The sequence below is a fragment of the Acinetobacter sp. RIT698 genome (assembly GCF_009668065.1).
Lineage (GTDB): Bacteria > Pseudomonadota > Gammaproteobacteria > Pseudomonadales > Moraxellaceae > Acinetobacter > Acinetobacter guillouiae.
In genome coordinates, this window is sequence record NZ_WJYH01000016.1 from 59,110 (window position 1) to 82,219 (window position 23,110).

The 23,110-nt window shown below is 38.6% G+C and carries 26 protein-coding genes; 15 read left to right on the forward strand and 11 right to left on the reverse strand.

The window, feature by feature from the left end; translation table 11 throughout:
• Positions 1-24: 24 nt before the first annotated feature.
• Positions 25-786, reverse strand: a complete 762-nt coding sequence (locus tag GJV03_RS09345; protein ID WP_004718597.1) for a putative porin — start codon at positions 784-786, stop codon at positions 25-27.
• A gap of 377 nt (positions 787-1,163) precedes the next feature.
• Between GJV03_RS09345 and GJV03_RS09350 the strand changes: the two genes are divergently transcribed.
• The 6 genes from GJV03_RS09350 (at position 1,164) to GJV03_RS09375 (ending at position 4,561) form a co-directional block, all read left to right on the forward strand.
• Positions 1,164-1,706, forward strand: coding sequence for a PadR family transcriptional regulator (locus GJV03_RS09350; protein ID WP_096732618.1), 543 nt, complete (start codon positions 1,164-1,166; stop codon positions 1,704-1,706).
• 38 nt (positions 1,707-1,744) lie between these two features.
• Positions 1,745-2,140, forward strand: a complete 396-nt coding sequence (locus GJV03_RS09355) for a transcriptional repressor (protein WP_154129943.1) — start codon at positions 1,745-1,747, stop codon at positions 2,138-2,140.
• Between the two features lie 35 nt (positions 2,141-2,175).
• Positions 2,176-2,478, forward strand: a complete 303-nt coding sequence (locus GJV03_RS09360) for a DUF3861 domain-containing protein (RefSeq protein ID WP_004718593.1) — start codon at positions 2,176-2,178, stop codon at positions 2,476-2,478.
• Positions 2,479-2,530: 52 nt separating this feature from the next.
• Positions 2,531-2,794 (forward strand): DUF2798 domain-containing protein, encoded by a 264-nt coding sequence (locus GJV03_RS09365; RefSeq protein WP_035371081.1) that lies wholly within the window; start codon positions 2,531-2,533, stop codon positions 2,792-2,794.
• Between the two features lie 263 nt (positions 2,795-3,057).
• Complete coding sequence (locus tag GJV03_RS09370; RefSeq protein ID WP_154129944.1) at positions 3,058-4,005, forward strand: pirin family protein; 948 nt, start codon at positions 3,058-3,060, stop codon at positions 4,003-4,005.
• A gap of 157 nt (positions 4,006-4,162) precedes the next feature.
• Positions 4,163-4,561 carry an OsmC family protein gene (locus tag GJV03_RS09375; RefSeq protein ID WP_004718587.1) on the forward strand — a complete coding sequence of 133 codons (399 nt, stop codon included), beginning with the start codon at positions 4,163-4,165 and terminating at the stop codon, positions 4,559-4,561.
• A 127-nt stretch (positions 4,562-4,688) separates the two neighbouring features.
• Here GJV03_RS09375 and GJV03_RS09380 read toward each other — a convergent pair whose 3' ends face one another.
• Entirely contained in the window at positions 4,689-5,135 is a 447-nt protein-coding gene (locus GJV03_RS09380; RefSeq protein WP_154129945.1) for a surface-adhesin E family protein, read from the reverse strand.
• Positions 5,136-5,269: 134 nt separating this feature from the next.
• Between GJV03_RS09380 and GJV03_RS09385 the strand changes: the two genes are divergently transcribed.
• Together GJV03_RS09385 and GJV03_RS09390 are read left to right on the forward strand one after the other, a co-directional pair.
• Positions 5,270-5,911: a glutathione S-transferase gene (locus GJV03_RS09385; protein WP_004718584.1), complete on the forward strand. Its 642-nt coding sequence runs from the start codon at positions 5,270-5,272 to the stop codon at positions 5,909-5,911.
• A gap of 26 nt (positions 5,912-5,937) precedes the next feature.
• Positions 5,938-6,537 carry an alpha/beta hydrolase gene (locus GJV03_RS09390; RefSeq protein WP_154129946.1) on the forward strand — a complete coding sequence of 200 codons (600 nt, stop codon included), beginning with the start codon at positions 5,938-5,940 and terminating at the stop codon, positions 6,535-6,537.
• A 41-nt stretch (positions 6,538-6,578) separates the two neighbouring features.
• Here GJV03_RS09390 and dinB read toward each other — a convergent pair whose 3' ends face one another.
• The 4 genes from dinB to mdtD all read right to left on the reverse strand — a co-directional run bounded on the left by dinB (position 6,579) and on the right by mdtD (position 10,916).
• Entirely contained in the window at positions 6,579-7,634 is a 1,056-nt protein-coding gene (dinB, locus tag GJV03_RS09395; protein WP_034611297.1) for a DNA polymerase IV, read from the reverse strand.
• Positions 7,635-7,756: 122 nt separating this feature from the next.
• Positions 7,757-8,443 (reverse strand): GH25 family lysozyme, encoded by a 687-nt coding sequence (locus tag GJV03_RS09400; protein WP_154129952.1) that lies wholly within the window; start codon positions 8,441-8,443, stop codon positions 7,757-7,759.
• Between the two features lie 70 nt (positions 8,444-8,513).
• Positions 8,514-9,482: a hypothetical protein gene (locus tag GJV03_RS09405; protein WP_154129947.1), complete on the reverse strand. Its 969-nt coding sequence runs from the start codon at positions 9,480-9,482 to the stop codon at positions 8,514-8,516.
• A gap of 42 nt (positions 9,483-9,524) precedes the next feature.
• A complete protein-coding gene (gene mdtD, locus GJV03_RS09410) occupies positions 9,525-10,916 on the reverse strand; it encodes a multidrug transporter subunit MdtD (RefSeq protein ID WP_154129948.1) in 1,392 nt (463 codons plus the stop codon).
• Positions 10,917-11,117: 201 nt separating this feature from the next.
• Here mdtD and GJV03_RS09415 point away from each other — a divergent pair, with 201 nt between their 5' ends.
• Positions 11,118-12,950, forward strand: a complete 1,833-nt coding sequence (locus GJV03_RS09415; protein ID WP_154129949.1) for a choice-of-anchor I family protein — start codon at positions 11,118-11,120, stop codon at positions 12,948-12,950.
• 156 nt (positions 12,951-13,106) lie between these two features.
• On the opposite strand, the gene tenA is transcribed toward GJV03_RS09415, so the two are convergent.
• Positions 13,107-13,778, reverse strand: a complete 672-nt coding sequence (gene tenA, locus GJV03_RS09420; RefSeq protein ID WP_004818427.1) for a thiaminase II — start codon at positions 13,776-13,778, stop codon at positions 13,107-13,109.
• Between the two features lie 234 nt (positions 13,779-14,012).
• Between tenA and GJV03_RS09425 the strand changes: the two genes are divergently transcribed.
• The 3 genes from GJV03_RS09425 to ssb all read left to right on the forward strand — a co-directional run bounded on the left by GJV03_RS09425 (position 14,013) and on the right by ssb (position 17,259).
• Positions 14,013-15,095 carry a DUF475 domain-containing protein gene (locus GJV03_RS09425; RefSeq protein ID WP_171066888.1) on the forward strand — a complete coding sequence of 361 codons (1,083 nt, stop codon included), beginning with the start codon at positions 14,013-14,015 and terminating at the stop codon, positions 15,093-15,095.
• A 139-nt stretch (positions 15,096-15,234) separates the two neighbouring features.
• Positions 15,235-16,599 (forward strand): MFS transporter, encoded by a 1,365-nt coding sequence (locus GJV03_RS09430; protein ID WP_016539108.1) that lies wholly within the window; start codon positions 15,235-15,237, stop codon positions 16,597-16,599.
• A 51-nt stretch (positions 16,600-16,650) separates the two neighbouring features.
• Complete coding sequence (ssb, locus tag GJV03_RS09435; RefSeq protein WP_004718569.1) at positions 16,651-17,259, forward strand: single-stranded DNA-binding protein; 609 nt, start codon at positions 16,651-16,653, stop codon at positions 17,257-17,259.
• Positions 17,260-17,343: 84 nt separating this feature from the next.
• Here ssb and GJV03_RS09440 read toward each other — a convergent pair whose 3' ends face one another.
• Complete coding sequence (locus tag GJV03_RS09440) at positions 17,344-17,808, reverse strand: hotdog fold domain-containing protein (protein ID WP_056517210.1); 465 nt, start codon at positions 17,806-17,808, stop codon at positions 17,344-17,346.
• Between the two features lie 150 nt (positions 17,809-17,958).
• Here GJV03_RS09440 and GJV03_RS09445 point away from each other — a divergent pair, with 150 nt between their 5' ends.
• Positions 17,959-18,594 (forward strand): TetR/AcrR family transcriptional regulator, encoded by a 636-nt coding sequence (locus tag GJV03_RS09445; RefSeq protein WP_034611308.1) that lies wholly within the window; start codon positions 17,959-17,961, stop codon positions 18,592-18,594.
• A 32-nt stretch (positions 18,595-18,626) separates the two neighbouring features.
• On the opposite strand, the gene GJV03_RS09450 is transcribed toward GJV03_RS09445, so the two are convergent.
• The gene (locus GJV03_RS09450) at positions 18,627-18,962 is read right to left on the reverse strand and encodes a hypothetical protein (RefSeq protein WP_154129950.1); all 336 of its coding nucleotides are present in this window, start codon (positions 18,960-18,962) and stop codon (positions 18,627-18,629) included.
• 220 nt (positions 18,963-19,182) lie between these two features.
• Between GJV03_RS09450 and ahpC the strand changes: the two genes are divergently transcribed.
• Positions 19,183-19,746 (forward strand): alkyl hydroperoxide reductase subunit C, encoded by a 564-nt coding sequence (gene ahpC, locus GJV03_RS09455; protein ID WP_004718560.1) that lies wholly within the window; start codon positions 19,183-19,185, stop codon positions 19,744-19,746.
• A 69-nt stretch (positions 19,747-19,815) separates the two neighbouring features.
• On the opposite strand, the gene GJV03_RS09460 is transcribed toward ahpC, so the two are convergent.
• Together GJV03_RS09460 and ycaC are read right to left on the reverse strand one after the other, a co-directional pair.
• Positions 19,816-20,739 (reverse strand): LysR substrate-binding domain-containing protein, encoded by a 924-nt coding sequence (locus GJV03_RS09460; protein WP_034611312.1) that lies wholly within the window; start codon positions 20,737-20,739, stop codon positions 19,816-19,818.
• Positions 20,740-20,870: 131 nt separating this feature from the next.
• A complete protein-coding gene (gene ycaC, locus GJV03_RS09465; protein ID WP_004818434.1) occupies positions 20,871-21,497 on the reverse strand; it encodes an isochorismate family cysteine hydrolase YcaC in 627 nt (208 codons plus the stop codon).
• A 277-nt stretch (positions 21,498-21,774) separates the two neighbouring features.
• Here ycaC and GJV03_RS09470 point away from each other — a divergent pair, with 277 nt between their 5' ends.
• A complete protein-coding gene (locus GJV03_RS09470; RefSeq protein ID WP_004718553.1) occupies positions 21,775-22,650 on the forward strand; it encodes a pirin family protein in 876 nt (291 codons plus the stop codon).
• Positions 22,651-23,110 lie beyond the last annotated feature (460 nt).

A 23,110-nucleotide genomic window follows, 5' to 3' on the forward strand; every position in this document is an offset into this window, starting at 1 on the left:
CGGTTTTTTAAAGTTTACCAATAATTAGAAGCGGTAAGCAGCGCGAAGACCATAGATATTATCGTCATCTTCAAAATCAACAGAACCTTCTAAGCTGATTTGTTGAGTAAAGAATTTTTTTGCACGAATTGTAAAGCTGTCTTCATCAGTACCATCAGTGCGGCTACCTGAATAAGCCAATCCGACACTGAAAGTTTTATCTAGGTATAAATCCGTACCTACGCTGTAAGCATCGGTATCACCAAAGCTTGCACCACCTTCAAAATTCATGTCATAGCGACCCACTTGAGTGACATATTTAGCACGGATAGTTGGATCTATATCATCATTAAAATCATTGTCATAGCCCGCTAAACCAACCGCAATCAAAAGACCTGGGATTGGCAAGTAACCTACTTCAGCAGAGTAAGTTGTTGTGTCTAAATCATCGACATGATCGGCCTTAGCTGTAGAGCGTCCAATAGCAGCACTTGCATAAAAATCGGTATTTGGAACGAAATATTCAATACCAACACCATAAGCTGTTACATCGTAGGCATCATAATCGATATAGCTAATTCCAGCATTTACGTTGCTTGCGCGATCTAGAAAGGCAGCTTCGTTTAATGGGTTATTTTTAACTTGAACAGGGTTAAAATAATATGTTCCATCAATAGCAAAACCAGTAGATGTATCCCCTTTATCTGGATCAACAATACCGAGTGAACCACCGATTTCAGCCTGGTATGCATGTGCAGACCCAAAAGAACTAGCAAGTAATGCAGCAAATAAAGTTTTCTTAAACATTGTGTGACCCTTTTGTTATAAAAATATTAATTTTTTGTTACAAATGGCATTGTATGTAAATTAATCTCTATGTCAAGACTAAAGATCTGAAAATTAAAAGTTTGCTGTCCCAAGATATAAAAACGATGCTTAAAAAATGGGTAACTAAGTCAAGCTTTAAGCAATCCATAACAACAATAAAAATAGCCAATAGATTCGGTTTAAAGGCTTTTAATCGGTCTTTTTTATATCTTAAATTTTTAAGATAGATCGATTTAAAATTATTTAATTGATTATTTATCAAAATATTATAATTGATTTTGTTCTATCGTCTTGCCTTAAGACTTATTAAGATATATCTTAATATGCATAAATTAATCGATTTGAGAAGAATAAAGATGAAATCAGAGCGACATGATCATTCACAAAATGATTTTGAGCATCGTGAACAGCATACCGAACGGGGCTATGGTGGACGACGAGGTCGGTTGTTTGAATCGGGTAAGATGAAGCTTTTGGTTCTACATCTGATACAACAACAGCCAAAGCATGGTTATGAAATCATCAAAGCCATCAGTGATCTGGTCGGTGGAGGCTATACCCCAAGTTCAGGCACAATCTATCCAACCCTGACCTATCTTGAAGAAATTGGTTTTGTGCATGCTGAAAATACAGAAGGTGATCGTAAGCAATATCAGATTACTGATGCTGGAAAATTACATTTAAAAGAGCAGCATGCGCATATCCAACACTTATTAGAGCGTTTGGAAACTCGACGCGAAATTCATGAAAACGACCAATATTTGGATATTCATCGTGCGATGGAAAACTTAAAAACATCATTACGCTTAAAGCTCAAGGGTAAAGATTTTGATGCTGAGCAAGTTAGACAAGTCGCTGAAAAAATTGATCAAGCCGCCGTAGAAATTGGGCGTTTATAACAATGCAATAATAGGGCAATAGAAGGTTTAGGTGAGACATGAGTATTGAGGTACAACAAAAGCTGCGTCATGCAAATTTAAAAGTGACCCAAGCAAGAGTGATTGTATTCAAAGCGCTGTTGGACCAAAAAACACAACTGAGCGCAAAGCAGATTTATCAGCAATTATATGTACAAAATAAGCAGATCAGCTTATCGACCATATATCGAGTGGTGAGCGATTTAGAAAAAGTCGGTCTGATTACTCAAAATTTGCATGGCAGAGATGAAGCCAAATATGCTTTGCCTTATTTATCCGAAGTGGAGTCACTCAATATTCAATGTGCTGACCTAACCCAGATCAATAAAGCGTCTTTAATCGCTTCACTGGAACAGGTTTTTCAAGCGTTTGATATTGATGTTTTGGATATTAAATTTAGTACGACCCTACATTAAACCCAGCCGAATATTTAACAAGTTAGAGAAATCTTATGAAACAACATCAATATTATGTAACTGTTCAACATCTTGCAGATGCACAAGGTCATCCGTCAACCTACAATGAAAATATCGAATTTAACGTGGGCAATCACGATGATATTTTCCAAATCGTAGAGCGCTTAAAAGCTGCTGAGTTTTTTGATGAAGAAACCACTAAAGCGTTTGCGGTAGGATTAAAACTCTTTTTAGAAGTCATGATTACCCACCGTGATCATGTGCTATTTCAAGACTTTGAACCCGCAGTTAAACAATTTATGAAAAACCTAAAGCAGAACGTCAAGAAAAATGCGTGATTTAAAACCAGAGATCAAGATCGAAAATAGACCCGATCAACATAAACCTGCCATGATTTTTGCTGGAATTCCGAAATTACCAGCAAAATATGCGGGCTGGATTATGCCGTTCATACTCTCAGCTTTGATGAGTGCGACCATTTCCATGATTAACTTATGGAAAAATGTGGGGTGGTTCGATGGATTTTTTGCAAAATGGTTTAGCGTCTGGCTATTTTCATGGATGATTGCCTTTCCCACAGTATTAATTTTTTTACCTCTGGTTCGCCGTTTCACAGGCTTATTTGTAGATCTTACGCCACCACCTTCTGCTTAATTCGATCAAGACTTTGAACATGCTATAGGGTGATGACGGGCCTATAAACATTTCAGAGAATATTCAACTTGGTAAAGTATTGCTCCCAGATCTTGTAATCAGAAACTGCATAACAAAAACCAAACTATTATTGTCCTATTCATGGTATTCAGCGTATTAAGATAGCTATAGGTCGATGTATATAAAACCGATAAGCTAAATAAAATGAAATTGTAGATGTTGCAATAACGTCCTGAGCTGATGGACAAATTTAGGATAACAAAATGACCAATACCAACTATACAGAGATTTCTAACTCTGACGATTGTGAAAAATATGTGAATCAGTTTATTCAAGATTTTCCAATCCGTTCAGCAGAAATAGGCAAAGGCACCGTCATTAAGCGTGCATTACCCAGTCGTCAAAAGCGCATGATTGGCGCATGGTGCTTTTTAGATCACGCTGGCCCAGTCGTATTTCCTCAGGGAGATGGATTGGATGTTGGACCGCACCCACATATTGGATTACAAACCTTCACTTGGATGATCGAAGGGACGATGATGCATACAGACAGCATCGGCTCTAAACAATTGATTCGTCCTAAACAAGTGAATCTAATGACTGCTGGTTATGGAATTTCCCATACAGAAGTTGCTCCCGATACTGAAACGAGAATGCATGCTGCACAGCTTTGGATTGCATTGCCTGATGATAAGATCAATATGGCACCCCAGTTTGATCATTATCCAGAATTACCCATCGTAGAGCAGGACCATATTGAATTTACAGTTTTAGTCGGCGAATTCATGAATACCAAATCTCCTGTCAAAGTGCATACGGAATTAGTGGGGATCGATTTTTTTGCAAAAGAATCAACCAAGACACGTATTCCACTGAATCCTCATTTTGAATATGGATTTATGGCATTAGAAGGTGAAGCAACAGTAAATGGTCATGATTTAAATAGTGACAATATGGTGGTGATTGAACCTGGAATTTCACAGATTGAGGTTGAATTACCAAAAGGCTCGCGTTTACTGTTGATTGGTGGTGAACCTTTTGAGTCGCCTATTTTACTGTGGTGGAATCTTGTGGGCAGAACACAGGAAGAACTAAAAGCGGCTACAGAACAATGGGCGAATCAGGATGCACGTTTCGGAACAATTCCTGATTATGATGGTCCACGTTTAGAAGCACCAGCATTCCCAGACAAAATGCGAGCATCGAAGTGATGTGCTGCATTGCGCATTGTCGATCTTTAGACAGGGATTCAAACTAAATAATTTGCGTTAAAGGCGTGCTTGATCATCCTTTAGCGCAAGTGTTGCGTTTACAAAGTTTTATTTAAACTGACATTCACTAAAAATTTAAAGATTAAAGGAAAATAAAATGGCAATTATTGCAAATGCAAAGGTAAAAACCTATCCAGAACCATGGTCAGGTGAGGTGGTGAGTGGAAAACATCAACTGATTACCGACAAACCAGAATCATTCGGTGGGCAAGACAAGGGCTTAGCGCCTTATGATTTTATTTGTTCAGGTTTGATCTCATGTACCATGATTACTTTGCGTATGTATGCTCAACACAAAGGTCTTGATTTGGGTGAGTTTACAGTTGAAGCTGATTTTAATGCCAATAAAGAGGGGAAAGAATGGGTCGAGCGTCGCTTGTCTTTTGCCACTCCGTTGTCTGAAGAGTTGCATCAAAAAGTGTTAGACATTTGCCAAAAAACCCCAGTGACCAAGACTTTATTGCGTAGTGTGGAAATCAATACCACGATTATTTAAAAAACGGCTATGTAAAAACCGCCATGTAAATATGGTCGTTGTCGCTGATCCGTAAAAAAGATATTTTGTATAAAAACAAAATATCTTTTTTTCTGCCAGTAAGATTATTCAAAAATTATTTTATTTTTTATTTACAGGTGTTTGCATAAACTTTGTTATAGAACTTATCTTGATTCAAGGCTTTAAACTCTAAGTCGTCAAAGGAATAAAAAGCTGCTCCCGTTTCACCATCATGGCTCAAGGTAATGTCATCAAATTTTTTCACTAATTTACTGTTTGATGTTTTTCCTGCAAAGTAATCAGCGCCCCGAATGGCGATGGTTTTTCCTGTGCAATCTACAATAAGCTGTTTAATAACTGATTGATATGTTGCACCTTGCTCATCTTTAATAGGGTTGGCATATTTTTCATAGATGACAGCTTGCTTAAACGAATCACGAATTTTTTGATGTGCATTTACATCAATAAAGGACTCACCCTTATTCTCAAGAGATCCCAGTAACATAAGCTTGGGTTGATATGCATATAGATTTGAACAAATAAAGAAGAAAATTAACGGGATAAGTGACTTCATTTTTATTCTCAGAAAACCAATATTGAATCTAGAGTATAAACAAAGTTGATAAAAAAATGATTTAAATACAGTAATAGAATTGTTGAAAAGTTGAGATCAATTTATAGTCGAAGGATAAAAACTGAGGCAATACAATGATTACATTACATCACCTAGATCAATCTCGTTCACTCCGTATTATCTGGGCTTTAGAAGAGCTGGGACTTGAATATCAGATTAAGCACTATAAGCGCTTGCCTACTTTCGCTGCGCCCCCTGAGTTAAAAGCAGTTCATCCGCTTGGAAAGTCACCTGTATTGACCGATGGTGACCTGACTATTGCAGAATCTGCTGTGATTTTAGATTATCTTCAAGCAACCTATGATACAAAAAATCAGTTTAAGCCTCAGAATCCTAAAGACTTAATGCAATATAACTACTGGATGCATTATGCCGAGGGTTCTTTAATGCCTTATTTGTTGATGACCTTGGTCATGACCAATATGCCCAAACATGTTCCTTTTTTAATTCGCCCCATCGCAAAGAAAATTTCAGAAGGTGTCCGTGGCGGCTTTAGTAATCCTCGTTTAAAAGAACATGCAGCCTTTTTGGAAGCTTATTTTAGTCAACATGACTATGCCGCAGGTGAGTTTTCTTTTGCCGACATTCAAATGAGTTTTCCCGTGATTGCCATGCAACAACGTACCAAAAATAAAACCCCTCGACTGGCTGCATATGCTGAACGAATTCAGCAGCGTCCTGCTTTTCAACGCGCTAAACTAAAGAGTGATGATTAAATTTTGTATATCAAGGTGATGGGAGAATGCATTTAATTTTTTTACCAGGCGCATCGGGAAGCACAGCGTTTTGGCAACCTGTTATGCAGCAGCTTTCAGCCGGTCATCAAAAAACAGTGATGGCCTATCCAAGTTTTGCTGGGTATCCAGAGCATCCGCATATTGATAGTTTTGACGATTTGCAGGATTATATTCTCGACCAAATTCAACAGCCCTGCATTGTGATTGCTCAATCTATGGGAGGGGTTTTTGCAGTTCAAGCAGCACTACAAAAACCTGAATTGATCAAAGCTTTGGTTTTGGTTGCAAGCTCTGGTGGAATTGATTTAAGCCCCTTTCAGGTTGCCGATTGGCGAGGCAATTACCAGCAAATATTTGCAGTACCCAATTGGTTTGTCGATCATCAATCCCATTTAGATAATTTATTATACAAAATAGCGTGTCCAGTCCTGTTGCTCTGGGGCGATGCAGATCCCATTAGTCCTGTGGGCGTGGGTAAATATTTGCATGAAAAAATCCAGCATTCCAGATTGCATATCATTGAACAAGGGGAACATGATTTGGCCAATGTACACGCCAATCAAGTGGCTAGATTAATTCACGATTTTATTTCTGATATAAAGTAAAAGATTTAAGCTGAAGTCGCACATGTCTTTTTCATTTATGTTTACCATAATGACAATTGTGCTTCATCTTGCTGATCGGTCAGTTGATACAAACCCACTCCGATTAAACGGAATTGGAAATGCTCAGGAATTTGCATTTCGCTTAATAATATTTGAATGACCTGAACCATTTCTTGTTGCGATTGAAGTGCGGTTTTAAAACTTTTACTGTGCTGTAAAACTTGAAAATTCTTGAGTTTTAACTTAACGGTGACACCACGGGCCTGCATGTGTTTTTTTTCTAAACTAAGCCAAACGCGTTCAATTAAATTGTCCCAATAGATTGAGCATTGTTCAAGGCTGAGATCATCATCAAATGTGGTTTCCTTGGAAATTTGCTGACGTTGTCGTTCGGCTTGTACTGGGCGATCATCAATACCTTGGGCATATAAAAACAACTGTCTACCATATTTGCCAAAATGATGGATCAGTATATTTTCTTCAATTTTTTGCAAATCCCCCAAAGTCTCTAAGTTTAAGCTTTTCAGTTTTTCCTGAGTGACTTTACCGACACCGGGAATTTTTTTCAGGGGTAAATCATGGATAAAATGTTGAACTTGGGTCGGTTTAATGATGCAAATGCCATTGGGTTTATTCCAATCCGAGGCAATTTTGGCAAGAAATTTATTCGGTGCCACACCTGCTGAAGCCGTAAGCCCTGTTTGTTGAAAAATATCAGCTCGAATTCGTTCCGCCACTTCAGTGGCACTGGGAATATTTTGTAAATTTTCAGTGACATCTAAATAAGCTTCATCTAAAGATAAAGGTTCGATAAGTGCAGTGTATTTCTGAAAAATCTCATGAATCTTTACAGAAACGTCACGATACTTTTCAAAATTCGGTTCAATCACATAGACTTGAGGGCAGAGTTTTTTTGCCTGAGACATCGACATGGCAGAGCGTAATCCAAACTGACGCGCTGGGTAGGATGCAGCAGCAATCACAGCCCGAGGATGATGTGAGGAAATCACCACAGGCAGATGCTTTAATTCAGGACGGTCGAGTAGCTCTACAGATGCATAGAATGCATCCATGTCAATATGGATGATTTTTCTCATGAATTACACAGTGTTGAAACGCTGTGTGATTATTCTAACCGATCTTGATTTGTTTCTATTGATGAATTTAAATTTTGTAAAGAATATGCGACAGCTTATGTCATGAATGATCTTGATTGCGCTTAATTCAACTTATTTTTCTGTAAAAACTGCTGCCATTGTTCTGCATCACCATAAAATACATTTAAATCGACATTTTTTTCGATGCCTTGAATTTTGCCTTGGTTGCTCTGTTGCCAAAATGTCCATGCACGTTGGTCTTTTAAATCAGGCTTATCTTTATATTCACGAATCCAAATCGGTGTATCTTTAAACTCACCTGTTAAAACCATGTTGTAAAAGATTTTAGAGGTATAAAAAATCGGTTGTTTACCGTAATGCTTTTGCAATTGATCATGCATACTTTTGATGTGTTTGATTAATTTTTCTTTGGTATAGGTGTTTATACAACTGCTGTCATATTCCAAGTCCATCACAGGGGGCAAGGCATTGCTTTTATTTGGCACTGTTTTGATAAAATTTTGTGCTTGAATATCACCATCACGACATAAACGAAAGAAGTGATAAGCCCCCACACGTAGACCACGTTCACGTGCTTCTAACCAATACTGCTGAAATTTATCATCTTGATAATCGCCACCTTCAGTGGCTTTGAGATAGACAAACTGATAGTGCTGCGGAGAGATTTTTTTCCAATCAATATCACCTTGATGATGTGATACATCGAAACCACGAATGGTATAATCTTGAGCACCCGCATTTTGTGGATAGAACACAGCCAAGTAACTGGCGATACCCACTAAACTCATACACCCTATACTGGTGATGATGGAACAATATTTAGGCGTATGTTTCACAAAAATAATCCTATCGCCAATGTTATGCGATGTCTAAGTTAATATTTGCATTGCAGTATTGATCATGTGTCGATTGTACGCGTTTTGCTTTGGGGTGCATTATTTGACTACCCAATTGTTCTATAAATTTACACGATGCATATTTTTTGGCACGTGCTTGATATTCGGTAATCCAGATTTCTCGGTCAAGCACACGATTTTCTTTAACAGGCCAAACACCAGAACGTAATGCTTCGACACCTATTCTCCACGGTTTGGGGCTGACTCTTGCTCGAAAGCAATTTTGGTTCTTACACATTCGTACATAGTTGGGATCTGCTTGTAGTGCGTTAAAAAGCAATTGAGCCTCTTCACCTCTTGGATCAAATACTTGATGCATCACTAAAACACGATAGCCTTTTGGCGTTCGATAGATACGTAAATGCCATGTAGGATGATGTTGAGAGAAATTACGAATAGACTTTAAGACTTGTTGTTCAGGTTCCCCTATAAACCTATGTTGAATATCTAATAGCATTTCAGCAGTTTGTTTACTGGTTATGATCGAAAGAAGTATTCCTATAGCCAGTACAATCCATGATTGAAATAATAAAGCACTCACAATGCTGATTAGAAAGAGTAAAAATAATCCTGAAAAATACAATCGACTACTCGGGGTGTAATTAAAATCAATATCAGCAAATAGTACATCAGGTGTATTTAGACAGAGTGCACCATAAGAATTACGAGTGATAATCACATCATCTTGTTGATCAATAATTTCTTCACGTATTGGAAGCCCTTCACTCCCATTGTAAGGAATTTTATGGTCAAATTTTCGGATGTTTTGACCTGATCTGAGTTTTTCAAGCGCTTCTGTTGTACGTGTTTTAGCATGCACTTGGGCTTCTTCCATACTCAGATCTGACCATCCAAAGCGTTTAATGGTCATTTGGCGTTTTTCAAGCTGTGTTTTTATTTTAGCCTCAGCCCAATATTTAGGAATGATCATATAAAATTTCCTTATTATTGATGAATTTAAGTTTTTGTAAGTTTAGTCTATGATTTCTTTGGGAATTTGAAAGAATATCAACGCCGTAATGATGTTAATCGCACCTAAGCAAATCAGGGTATAGTGAAATGCTTGTGTAATATGCGCTTCACTAAAATAGCCTGTAAATGCATTGAGTAAAGTACCTGCCAAAGCAATCCCAATACTCATTGATAACATCATAATCATCGATAAAAAGCTATTCCCACTACTGGCATCCTGTTGAGGGAGATCTTTAAGTGTAAGGGTATTCATGGTCACAAATTGTAATGAGTTGAGTACACCAAAAATAAAGAAATGCACCACACCTAACCATGTCGGGGTATCTGCTGTATGTAAGGCAAAACTGGCAATACATGCACCGATCAATAAGGTATTGACCAGTAGAAATGGACGATAACCGGTACGTTGTAAAATCGGGCGAATGATGGGTTTAGAAAATAATGAACCGAGTACAATTGGGGTCATCATTACCCCAGTCATAAAAGGTTCCATTTTAAATGCAACTTGGAGCATCAGCGGCAAAATAAAGGGAACCGCATTTCCACCAAAGCGCGCAAAGAAATTACCGAGTACACCAATGGTATAGATTTTATTTTTAAACAGTCGACTACGAAACAATGCATTTTTATGGGTATGGGCATGATAGGCATAGACCAAGGCTGAGATTATCCCTGCGAAAAGTAAGCCTAAGCTCAGGCTTCGGGATATTTCATTGCTGGCAATATTTTCAATCCCTAATGCCATGCCCACCATTGCAATCGCCAATAGAATAAAGCCACTGAAATCAAAGGATTTTACCGATGCTTCAGCCACATTGGGCATGGCTTTAAAGGTGACAAAAGTGCCTAAAATACCGATGGGTAAATTAATCAAAAAAATCCAGTGCCAAGACGCATATTCGACCAACCAACCGCCTAAGATCGGGCCCATTAATGGACCGAGTAAGCCTGCTAAGCTCATCAAACTCATTGCAGAAAGAAACTGCTCACGAGGGATGATTTTTAACATGGCGAGTCGCCCGACTGGAACCAGTAACGCGCCACCGATACCTTGAATAACTCGAAATACAATAAGTAGATTGAAGTCATTGGACAGTGCACAGCCCAATGAGGCAGCGGTAAAAATTACGATCGCTGCAAAAAAGATATTTCGTACCCCAAAGCGATCTGCCAGCCAACCGCTTAAAGGAATACACGCAGCAACCGCCAAGACATAGCCAATCACGATGCCATGCATTTTTAATGGATTTTCTTGCAGGCTTTCTGCCATAGCAGGCAAAGCGGTATTGATAATCGTGGTATCTAAGCCTTGCATGAAAAAGCCGATCGAAACTAAAAAAACCAATAAATAGAATTTAGGTTGGAGTTTACTGTGCGATGGCGTAGTCGTCATAGAACTTAAATAATCTCATTTTGTGAATATTTTAAAACAATCATCTGACTAAATCTGTATGAAATCGTTGCTTTATATTGAATCAGCTGCGATACCCAATTGAATGTTCAAGAAATTGCCATGAAACTGTAATCTGCTTGTCATGGAACTTACACTCGTGATGAATACATTAAGCCAAATTAAACAAAAAATGGACTGTTTATGAACATAAAAGTTTCAGCATTGTGTTTAGCAATGCTTTCTGTTGGCTTAGTGGCATGTAATGATGATAATAAAACAACAGCGCCAACGGTTGAAGAAGCCACACCTGAAAGCATTAATTTAAGCTTATTGGGGCGTTATGAAACGGGTATTTTTGCTGAAAGTGCAGCAGAAATTCCTGCATATGATGCAACAACAAAACGGGTATTTGTGGTCAATGCCAAAAAGGGTTTAGTTGATGTATTAGATGTGTCTAAACCCGAAACACCTGTGCATATTGGTGAGCTTTCGGCCCGTGAAGCTTTAGCTGATTCAGAAGTAAATTCAGTTGCGATTAAAAATGGCATTGTGGCACTAGCCGTTCAAGCCAAACAAAAAACAGATAAGGGTATTGTGGCTTTTTTTAATGCCAAAGATTTGAAATTAATCAGTAAAGTCGAAGTTGGTGCTTTACCTGATATGCTGACATTTAGCCCAGATGGTAAAACTGTTTTGGTGGCAAATGAGGCTGAACCCAATGATGACTATAGTATCGATCCTGAAGGTTCAATCAGTATTATTGATATCAGCAATATTCAACGACCAACCGCCAACCTTGCCGATTTTAAAGCGTTTAATGATAAAAAAGCCGATTTGATTAAAGCGGGTGTACGCATTTTTGGTCCTAAAGCGACAGTGGCTCAGGATCTAGAGCCTGAGTACATCACCATCAGCAATGATGGGAAAACCGCTTGGGCGACTTTACAAGAAAATAATGCCATTGCCAAAATTGATATCATTGCCAAAAAAGTGACTGATATTTTTCCATTAGGTTATAAAGATCATGGGCTTGCCAATAATGCGCTAGATGTCAGTGATAAAGATGGAAAAATTAATATTCAGGCTTGGCCGGGTTTGGTGGGGATGTATCAACCTGATTCAATTGCCCATTATCAAGCCAATGGGGCAAGTTATTTAGTCACAGCCAATGAAGGTGATTCACGTGAATGGCTAAAAGACTCAAAAGCGTACTATGCTGGAGATCAAAGCCAAGGTTTTGTTGAAGCGATTCGGATGAAGGATTTATTCAGTGTTAAAGGTTTTAGCAATAATATAAAAGATTATCCTGCTCATTTGACCAATATTGCCGCAGGTGTAAAAGGTGCCAAACTAGATGCAACGGTTTTTGCCTATTGTGGTGCAACAGCGACTGATCCGGGCTTGTGCCGTGATGATAAATCATTAGGACGTTTAAACATTGCTTGGAATATGGGTTATCAAACCAACGCAGATGGCTCACCAAAAGTGGATGCCAATGGATTATTGACCTATAGCAAACTTTATAGCTATGGCGCGCGTTCATTCAGTATATGGGATGCACAAGGCAAGTTAATTTGGGATTCAGGCAGTGAGTTTGAGCGTAAAGTTGCTGAGCTATTTCCAAATTATTTTAATAGTGATCATGAAGCGGTGGCTTTTGATGACCGAAGTGGCAAGAAAGGACCTGAGCCTGAAGGTTTAGCGCTGGGTACAATTGGTAAAAAAACCTTTGCCTTTATCGGCTTAGAGCGCCAAAGTGGGATAATGGTATACGACATTAGCAATCCACAAAAGCCTGTGTTTATACAGTATTTTAATAATCGTACCTTTAAACAGGATCAGGTTTATAAAGATGCCCAAGGTCAGCCAATCTTAAACAAGGATGGCAAGCAGATTCTGATTGAGAAAAGTGATTTAGGTCCTGAAGGACTGACGTTTGTCTCTGCCAAAGATTCACCAAATGCAAAGCCTATGTTGATTGTGGGCAATGAAGTCAGTGGCAGTACAGCAATTTATCAGATTAATTTAAAATAGCGGTTTAATGTATTCTGTTGCGAGTGAAAGAGTGCTTTGGCACTCTTTTTTATTGAGACTATCCCTCATTTTTATGAGGGATAGTTGTAGATGTGATACATGAAGTAGATTAATTATTCACCTTTATCTACATCGGAAATTTTCAATAAAATTATATTACTGATCTAAGCCTAACCATTGTCTTTGATGATAAGCGCTATCCCAGAACAGCCATTCTAATTCAGCGCCTTTGGTATAGGCTTTATGCATTTTCTCAAGGGTATCTGCATCGCAATGTTCTGCAATACGGTCAATCGTCGCTAAAACATTTTTAACTGCTTCGTTAAACTCTTCACCTGAATAGGTATCGATCCATGCTTGATATGGATTATTGGCAATAGATTTACTCACAATATCTTTTCCAACTTCTGCATAAATCCAAAAGCAAGGCAGTAACGAAGCCAAAACCACAGGATAGCTTTCAGACCAAGCCGTCGCAGTTAAAAAAGCAGTGTAGTGATGGCAGGCAAGGGTAAGCGGGGTATTCTCAAAGTCAGCTTTGCTAATCCCAAAATCTTTCATAAATCCATCGTGTAGGCTACGTTCAACCACAATTGCTTCTTTCGCACCTTGGGTAAATTGGATGATATCGTCAGCATCAAATGCTTTTGCACCACAGACAGCCAATGCCCGACCATAAGCCACCAGATAATGCGCATCCTGAATCACATAATGACAAAAAGCTTCTTTGTTTAATGAGCCTGTTGCAAGTTCTTGGTTAAATGGAAGCGCTAAAGTTTTGTTATATAAAGCAAGATTACGTTGCCATACGTCTTGAGAAAAAGACATGTCATTTTCCTATGCAATGATTCAAGTTATAAAATGATTTCAGTTTGCAAGACTATAACAACTCTAAATTGCTTTAGGTATTTGAATGCAGAAAATTCGACTGTATTTGCATAAAAATATGACAAAGAACTTTGGATAAATGTGAAAAAGTCGTCATAATGTGCGCATTAAAAACGCGATTTTTATTTCAGTTTTCTGATTCAAAAACTATTCTCCGTAGGTCGAATTCCCATGATGAAACATTTTGGTTTCTCAATATTTTTTACGATCGTGTGTTTGGCAATCTCTGCATATTGGGGCTTTACCCATGGTCCAAATGCAGGCGTGCAAGCCATGCTCTCTGCACTGACCATTACGGCAATTCTTGCTGTTATGGAAGTGTCTCTGTCTTTTGACAATGCTGTTGTAAATGCATCTGTGCTGCGTAATTGGGATCATTTCTGGAAAATGATCTTTTTAACCGTTGGTATTTTGATTGCTGTATTTGGTATGCGACTGGTATTTCCTGTTGTGATTGTTGCAGTCACAGCGGATATGGGCATGTTTGATGTTGTGAAAATGGCATTAAATGATCCAATTCAATACTCAGAAAAATTATTGGCACATCATGCTGAAATCGCCGCTTTTGGTGGTTCATTCTTGTTATTGGTATTTTTAAACTTTTTCTTGGATGAAGGCAAAGATACCCATTGGTTTAAATGGATTGAAAAGCGTTTAGCCAACTTGGCCAATGTACCAGCAATGTCGGTATTCCTTGCTTTAGTGGCATTGCTGATTATGGCTGCAAATGTAGATGAAGCGAAACGCCTTGTGGTCACAATGGCAGGTATCTGGGGCATCGTGATTTATATCGGTGTACAAGTACTCAGTCATTTACTGGGTGGCGAGCCAGAAGTGGATGAAGACGGCAATGCTGTGGGTCATGATGCCAATGGTGCACCTACAGGTGTGATCAAAGCTGGTATTGGTGGCTTTATTTACCTAGAAGTCTTAGATGCATCGTTTAGTTTTGACGGCGTGATCGGTGCGTTTGCGATTACTTCTGATGTTGTCATTATTATGCTCGGTTTGGCCATTGGTGCGATGTTTGTTCGTTCAATGACAATCTACTTGGTCGATAAAGGTACACTTGATGCCTATATCTACCTTGAGCATGGTGCGCATTATGCCATTGGTGCTTTGGCATTTATCATGATTGCAAGTGGTACAGGTTTACATGTACCTGAAGTGGTAACGGGTTTGATTGGTGTTGCCTTTATTGTTTGGGCAGTCATTGCATCGATTCAATATAACAAGCGAATTGAACAACAGAGTTAATCCTTTTTTAAGAAAAGAGATTACAATACAAGAGCACTTTAACAGTGCTCTTTTTTATGCTCAATGTTTCCACAAAGTTGCCACAATATGCGATGATGTGTTTGATAATTAGCTCGCCAGTTTTGATAAGCCAGTAGATATGATGAATCCTTTAGAACGCCGCTCGACCTTTGCATTAAGTAGTATTTTTGCTTTACGCATGTTGGGGTTGTTCATGATTATCCCTGTGTTTGCGGTGGTTGGTCAGTCTTATCAGTATGCCACACCTGCTTTGATCGGTTTAGCGGTCGGTGTCTATGGCCTCAGCCAAGCACTTCTGCAAATTCCTTTTAGCTTATGGGCAGATCGTTTTAGCCGTAAACCTTTGATTGTTTTTGGCTTACTGCTGTTTGCTTTGGGTGGTGCTGTTGCAGCAATGTCTGAAACCATTTATGGGGTCATTATTGGCCGTGCGATTGCTGGCGCTGGCGCTGTATCTGCGGTTGTTATGGCTTTGTTGGCGGATGTCACCCGTGAAGAGAATCGGACCAAAGCCATGGCTGTGATGGGCATGAGTATCGGATTGTCCTTTGTTGTGGCTTTTAGTTTAGGGCCTTGGCTCACCAGTTTGGTGGGGATTTCAGGGCTATTCTGGGTAACAACAATCATGGGATTATTGGCAATTCTCATGTTGTTTATGGTGCCTAAAACCACCCGTCATCATAAAAACTTTAAACAAGGTTATCTGCATCAGCTCAAACAAGTCTTAAAAATGGGCGATCTGAATCGTTTACATGTTTCAGTTTTTGCGCTGCACTTATTGCTTACCGCAATGTTTGTTTATGTGCCTTCTCAATTGATCAATTTTGCCGGAATCCCTTTGGCGCAACATGGCATTGTTTATTTGCCTTTGTTGGTCATCAGTCTGTTCTTTGCATTTCCGAGCATTATTCTGGCTGAAAAATACCGTAAAATGCGCAGCATTTTTCTAACGGCAATTGCAGGAATTATAGCGGGATTAGTTGTTCTGATTTTTGGTTATGAATCCAAATATATCTTGTTGTTAGGCCTTGGATTGTTCTTTATTGCCTTTAATGTCATGGAAGCTTTACTCCCTTCATGGTTGTCTAAAGCAGCACCGATTCAATCCAAAGCAACAGCGATGGGTGTTAATGCAAGTGCTCAATTTTTAGGGGCTTTTTTTGGTGGGACACTTGGTGGGCAATTAATTTTGCTCAATAATACAACAATGGGTTGGAGTGTCTTATCAGCTATTGCTATACTTTGGTTGCTCATTAGTTTTGGGCTAGCTCAACCACGATATTTAACATCAATCGTATTACGATTGCCTGAGGATAAACAAACCGATAATTGGACTTCTCAGTTGTTGTCAATTCGTGGTATTGAGGAAGTTGTGGTTATGTCTGACCAGCAAGTTGCGTATATAAAGGTTGATAAACAGCAAATTGATGATGCTGCGCGACAACATTTAACGCAGTTGTTTGGGAAAGAGGTAGCCATTTAAACATAACTCTTATAAAGTAAAACATAGAATCGAATAGGAAGATAACATCTAATGCGTGGTGTAAATAAAGTTATTTTAGTTGGTACTTTAGGTCGTGATCCTGAGACTAAAACTTTCCCAAATGGGGGTTCTCTCACTCAATTTTCAATTGCGACAAGTGAATCTTGGACAGACAAAAATTCCGGTGAAAGAAAAGAACAAACGGAATGGCATCGTATTGTATTGCACAACCGTTTAGGTGAGATTGCACAGCAGTATTTACGTAAAGGTTCAAAAGTTTATATTGAAGGTTCTTTACGTACCCGTCAGTGGACGGATCAAAATGGTCAAGAGCGCTATACCACTGAAATTCGTGGCGAACAAATGCAGATGCTTGATAACAACCGTCAACAAGGTGAAGGCGCTGCTGCTGACAATGGTGGTTATAACCAACCACGTTTCAATAACAACCAGCAAGGTGGTTTTAACAACAACCAAGGCGGTGGTGGTTATGCGAATCAAGGTAATCAAGGCGGTGGTTACGGCAATGCCAATCCACAAGGTGGCTATGGCAATGGCGGAAACAATGTAAACCAAGGTTTTCAATCGCCTAAACCTGCAGCTGCACCATCAGCACCTACTGCTGCCCCTGCGGATTTGGATGATGACTTACCCTTTTAATTGATAAAAACGGTCAAGCTTTATCAAAACCCTTTGTGAAAACAAAGGGTTTTTTTATGAACCTCATGATTTGGTTTTAGACTATTACTTTTTCGCCGAAACCCACATGGTAATCACAGCTTTAAATACCAGATCATTGTGCGTGTCTTTAACCTCCACATTGACCAAATAATCACTGCCTTGATTCCACTGAAAATTGCTTTCAACAGGCGTGGCGATCGCAATTAAATCAGTTTCAGCCTTCTTTAAATATTCAACTGTCATCCCTTTGGGAATCCAACGATGCGTGGAAGGCACAGTTACATCGGTCATGGTCCCACCAGCAAGCTCAGCCATATTACACATGGCAATAGCATGGACTGTACCAATATGATTGAGTACAGCACGGTGCTTTTTGATTTTAATTTCAGCATAATTCGTTTCAAGTCGTTCAAAAACAGGAGAAATACTGCTGAAATAAGGCGCTTTTAAGCATAATAATTTTGAAAATGTCCATTTGCCAGCAGGCTTATTTTTAAATCTATTCCACAGCTTTAGGGTTTGGCTCATTGTTGTATTCCTTATTTAGTTTACAGAATATTATTTATTTTGCAGAATATTATTCTAATACAGAATTAAATTCTGTTATTGGCTCGACAGACGATTTGAATCGCGTAAAATGTCATATAGAAAATGCTTAAATAAAATCAAAGGCTGTACATGAATAATCAAAGTTTGTTGGAACGTCGTTATAGTGGGCGTCGTGCAGAATTAAAACGTGTGATCTTAACGGAAGCATTAGCCTGTTTTTTAGAATATGGGATTGAAACAACAACAATAGAAATGATCCGTGAACGTGCGCAAACCAGTGTGGGAGCGATTTATCACCATTTTAAAAATAAAGAAGGTTTAGTGGCAGCCCTGTATATTTTAGCCATAGAAGACCAAGCAGAACGCCGTGATCAAGCATTATTGTCTGCACAAAGTCTACAGCAGGGTATTCAAGTGATGACAGCAAGCTATATAGACTGGGTCATGGATTATCCTGATTTCGCCAGATTTTTATATACTGCCAATTTTAGTATTTCTAAAAGTACTCAGCGGGATCAGCTAAAACAGCAGAATCATTTACGTAATCAGCACTTATTGGCTTGGATGAAACAGCAACCCGATTATGGGGTGATCAAGAACATTCCCCATGAATTATTATTGTCATTTATGGTTGGATCGACAGAAAGTTATTGTCGGGCATGGTTGTCAGGTAAAGTGAAAGCCACGCCAAAAGTCTACCAAGCAGCATTGGCACATGCGGCTTGGTGCAGTTTAGAAAGCGTATATCAGCAACAACAAGGCTGAATAATCAAGCTTGTTGAATTACGGTGCTGTGATTAAAAAATTCGTGAGCTTTGCATATAGTGCGTTGTGACTTGATCTAAGTGATTAAGAATTGTTGCACGATCTTGAGTTTGAATTGCTGTGTCCAGTTGCTGCATATAGGCTAACAATTGGTTTTTTGCTTTTGCTGCAAATTCAGCAGTAATGGCTTGATCTTCATAAAGTAAGACATAGTTTTTGGCAAAACCATAAATTATAAAAATCGCCGTTTTCTCAAAATCAGCATCAGAATGAGCAATTTGAGATTCACAGTTTATTTTCAGTTGTTTAAAAGCGTCTGTACCAAAAGGAAGGTTTTGGAATTGCTCCAAAAGAATTGAGAACGTCATTTTTTAAAGTCCACTCAAAAAGAAAATCTATAGAGTAAACGGTGAAAGGTCAAGCAAAGTTTGAAATAATATTTTCGATCAAATCAAGGCAACAGATTGGAAAAATAAATCTATAAAACCGATTATTTTTATTAAAAACTCCAGTTTTACCGATTTAATAATTTTTCGTATAGTGATTTCACAGATAAGCAATCCCTGAAACCTATTGAAGGAAGACCAAATGAGTTTGATTAATACTGAAGTTAAAGCATTTAACGCAACTGCATATAAAAATGGTGAATTTATCGAAGTGTCTGAAAAAGACTTCTTGGGTAAATGGTCTGTGGTATTTTTCTATCCTGCTGATTTTACTTTTGTCTGCCCAACAGAGTTAGGCGATCTAGCAGATAACTATGCTGAATTCCAAAAAATGGGCGTAGAAATTTACTCAGTTTCTACCGATACACACTTTACCCATAAAGCATGGCATGACAACTCAGATGAAATCAAAAAGATCCAATATCCAATGGTGGGTGATCCAACTTGGGCTTTGGCAAAAAACTTTGAAGTGTTGATTGAAGCTGAAGGCCTTGCAGATCGTGGGACTTTCGTAATTGATCCTGAAGGTAAAATTCAAATTATTGAAATCAATGCTGGTGGCATTGGACGTGATGCACAAGAATTACTGCGTAAAGTGAAAGCAGCACAATATGTACACGCACACCCAGGCGAAGTATGTCCAGCAAAATGGAAAGAAGGCGATGCAACACTTGCACCTTCAATTGATTTGATCGGTAAAATCTAATCATTGCCTAGGGTTAGAATTGAAAAACCAGAAGTTAAACTTCTGGTTTTTTTTGTTCGATTGTTGGCTTTATAAAATATAACCATCGTGTTTAGGTGCATAGGCACGGATACCTTCAACTAAATCTTCAATCAATTTTTCCATGACTAAGCGTTGACCTTTGCGTGATGCATAGACCAACTGTACAACACCGATATTGGAACACCACTCTGGTAACAGATGGATTAAACGCCCTGAAGCAATGTCTCGTTCTACCGTTAAATAGGGAAGATCAGCAATACCTAAGCCATCGAGTACCGCATAATACGCGCCCATTAAGTCATTGCTTTTGACCCGAGGCTGTAACGGAATATCGATTTCTTCACGTTGCTGAATATGATGTAAATGCCAATGATAGTGCTGTTTATCTGTACCTAATACAATGGTTGGAAATTCACAAAGTTCTGTGACATGTTGAATTTCACGATCGCCTAAAAGTTCAGGACTAATCACTAAACAGTGCGTGGTTTTAATCACATCTCTAACGATAATGCTGGAGTCTTCATTGCTTGAAAAGTTAGTACGAATGGCCAAATCAATATCATCATGCAGCACATCGATACGTCGACTGGTGAGAGCCAATTCAACCCGAACTTTGGGATATTTTTTTAAAAACTGATTTAGAATCGGTCGAATTTGATGTTCCATCATGACGGGTGGGCAACTAATTTTAATCAGACCCTGTAATTCAATTTCTTGTTTTAATAAGACATTCTGAGCATTATCCGCCTGTTCAATAATCTTTGCACATTCCTCAAAGAATTCTTGTCCTAGTGGTGTGACTTTAAAATGCCGTGTCGAGCGTTGAATCAAAGTGACATTAAATTTGGCTTCTAAATCCAAAATACGTCGGCTCAGCTTAGACTTGGTGATATTACTGGCTTCACTCGCAGCACTAAATCCACCATGTTTTACCACCAGATAGAAATAATAGTAGTCATCAAAAGAGTGCACAGCTTCATCTCAGGTGTGTTGATGATAAAATAGTATCATTAATAGGAAAATATTTTAAAATTTGTACACATAAAATGCAGAAACAAAAGCGAGGAATGCAAAGGCTTACATTCCTAGCGACAACGATTGTCTTATTTTTGAGAAGTGTTTTGTGTGTAGCTGTTGATCAGATTACGATAGTCAGGGATATGGTTACCAAATAGCGTACCTAAACCTTCAATATCATTACGCCAATCGCGATGTAGCTCACAAGAGGCACCAAACCAAGTCATTAATTGTGCACCTGCATTGCTCATACGGTCCCAAGCTGAGTCACGTGTCAGCGGGTTAAATGTTCCAGAAGCATCGGTGATCACAAAGACCTCAAAATCTTCTTCAAGGGCAGAAAGAGCCGGAAAGGCAACACAAACCTCGGTGACAACACCCGCAATAATCAGTTGTTTTTTACCTGTTGCTTTTACCGCTTTGACAAAGTCTTCATTGTCCCAAGCGTTGATTTGACCAGGGCGAGCGATATATGGCGCATCTGGAAAAAGCGCTTTTAACTCAGGTACCAGTGGACCATTGGGGCCATCTTCAAAACTGGTGGTCAGAATAGTGGGAAGGTTAAAATATTGCGCCGCCGCAGCCAGTGCCAAAACATTGTTTTTAAACTTATCTGGGTCAATGTCGCGAACTAAAGAAAGTAATCCAGTTTGATGATCGACTAACAATACCGCAGCATCATCTTTGTTTAAACGAACGTAAGGTTTTCCCATTTTTTATATCCTTGAAGTCACTAAAATTTAAATTGTGCTTAAATACAAAACAAATTATTTTGCATGGATTTCATGTTACGTGGCTTAATCATGATAATTAAGCCTATAAACTGAGATTAATAATCTCATAAATAAGATGATTGATTAAAAACTACGCTGTGCCATCGCTATTGAATATCCTATATTTGGGATTCAGCGTATTGGTAGATTGCTGTATTGATCACTTTAAAAAACCTAAAATGGATTCATATTAAAGCCTAGAGATAGGAGTATTGAGATGAAAAGAATTATTGGTGTATACCGCAATCAAAATATGCATTGGGTCGGTGATGGCTTTCCTGTAAAAAACTTGTTTTCTTATGATCGTTTAGGTCAAGCGATTAGTCCTTTTTTATTATTGGATTATGCAGCGCCTTATACCTTTGCACCTAGCCATGAACAGCACGGTGTAGGTTCACATCCACATCGTGGCTTTGAAACAGTGACACTCGCCTATCAAGGTGAAGTTACCCATAAAGACTCTCATGGTGGCGGTGGAACCATTAAAACAGGTGATGTGCAATGGATGACTGCGGGCGCAGGCTTGGTTCATGAAGAATTCCATTCACATGAATTCACTGAAAAAGGTGGAATCTTTGAAATGGTTCAGCTTTGGGTGAATTTACCTGCAGCAGATAAAATGACCCAACCTAAGTATCAAGCAATTTCTGCGCAAGATATTCCTGTGATTCATTTTGATGATGATGCAGGTCACTTACGTGTGGTTGCTGGGAAATATGCTGAACAACAAGGTGCTGCTTCAACTTTTAGCCCGGTCAATGTCTGGGATGGTCAGCTTAAAGCGGGTCATGAGCAAATTATTCATGTGCCAGTTGACCACAATACTTTGGTGGTTGTACTCGAAGGTGAAATGTTGCTCAATGGTACACAAAAGGTGCTTGATAGCTCGATTGTCATGTTTGAAAAAGATGGCGATGCAGCAATTCAACTTGAAGCAGTGCAAGATGCTAAGTTTTTGGTCCTTACAGGTAAACCACTGAATGAGCCAATCCAAGGCTATGGTCCATTTGTAATGAATAGCAAAGAAGAAATCGTGCAAGCGTTTAACGATTTCAACAATGGCAAATTTGGTGAAATTGTAGCGGAAGCTTAGTTGATGCTGATAAAAGGTAGTTGTGTATAACGGATACCTTGCATGCCTTTAGCCTACACACTTAGGCATGTGAAATATTGAGAGAAGTCAAAAAGCGGATTGTAAAATCCGCTTTTTTTATATTTAAAATGTTTAGCACCAAAAGGTCAGAAATTTAAAAAAAGAAAAGAGCTTTGCTCTTATCGAACAGAAGCTCTCTTACGCTGTAGTTTTTTCTTTAGATGATTATGTCTTGTTTTGATTGGGTTATTTTGTTATTCGCGCATCATAATTAATTAAAAATGTGAAGTAAAGCACAATATATTTCATTTGGTTAATTTATATCCGTTGTTTCAGTATTTTTTGTATGCCGTCATTTTACAAGTGGCGCAATTGATCTGCTTAAAAAGCAAATTCAAAGTAAAAAAAAGGATCTCTATTCCACACTATAGAGATCCTTTTTATGCTGTAGTTTCTTTTA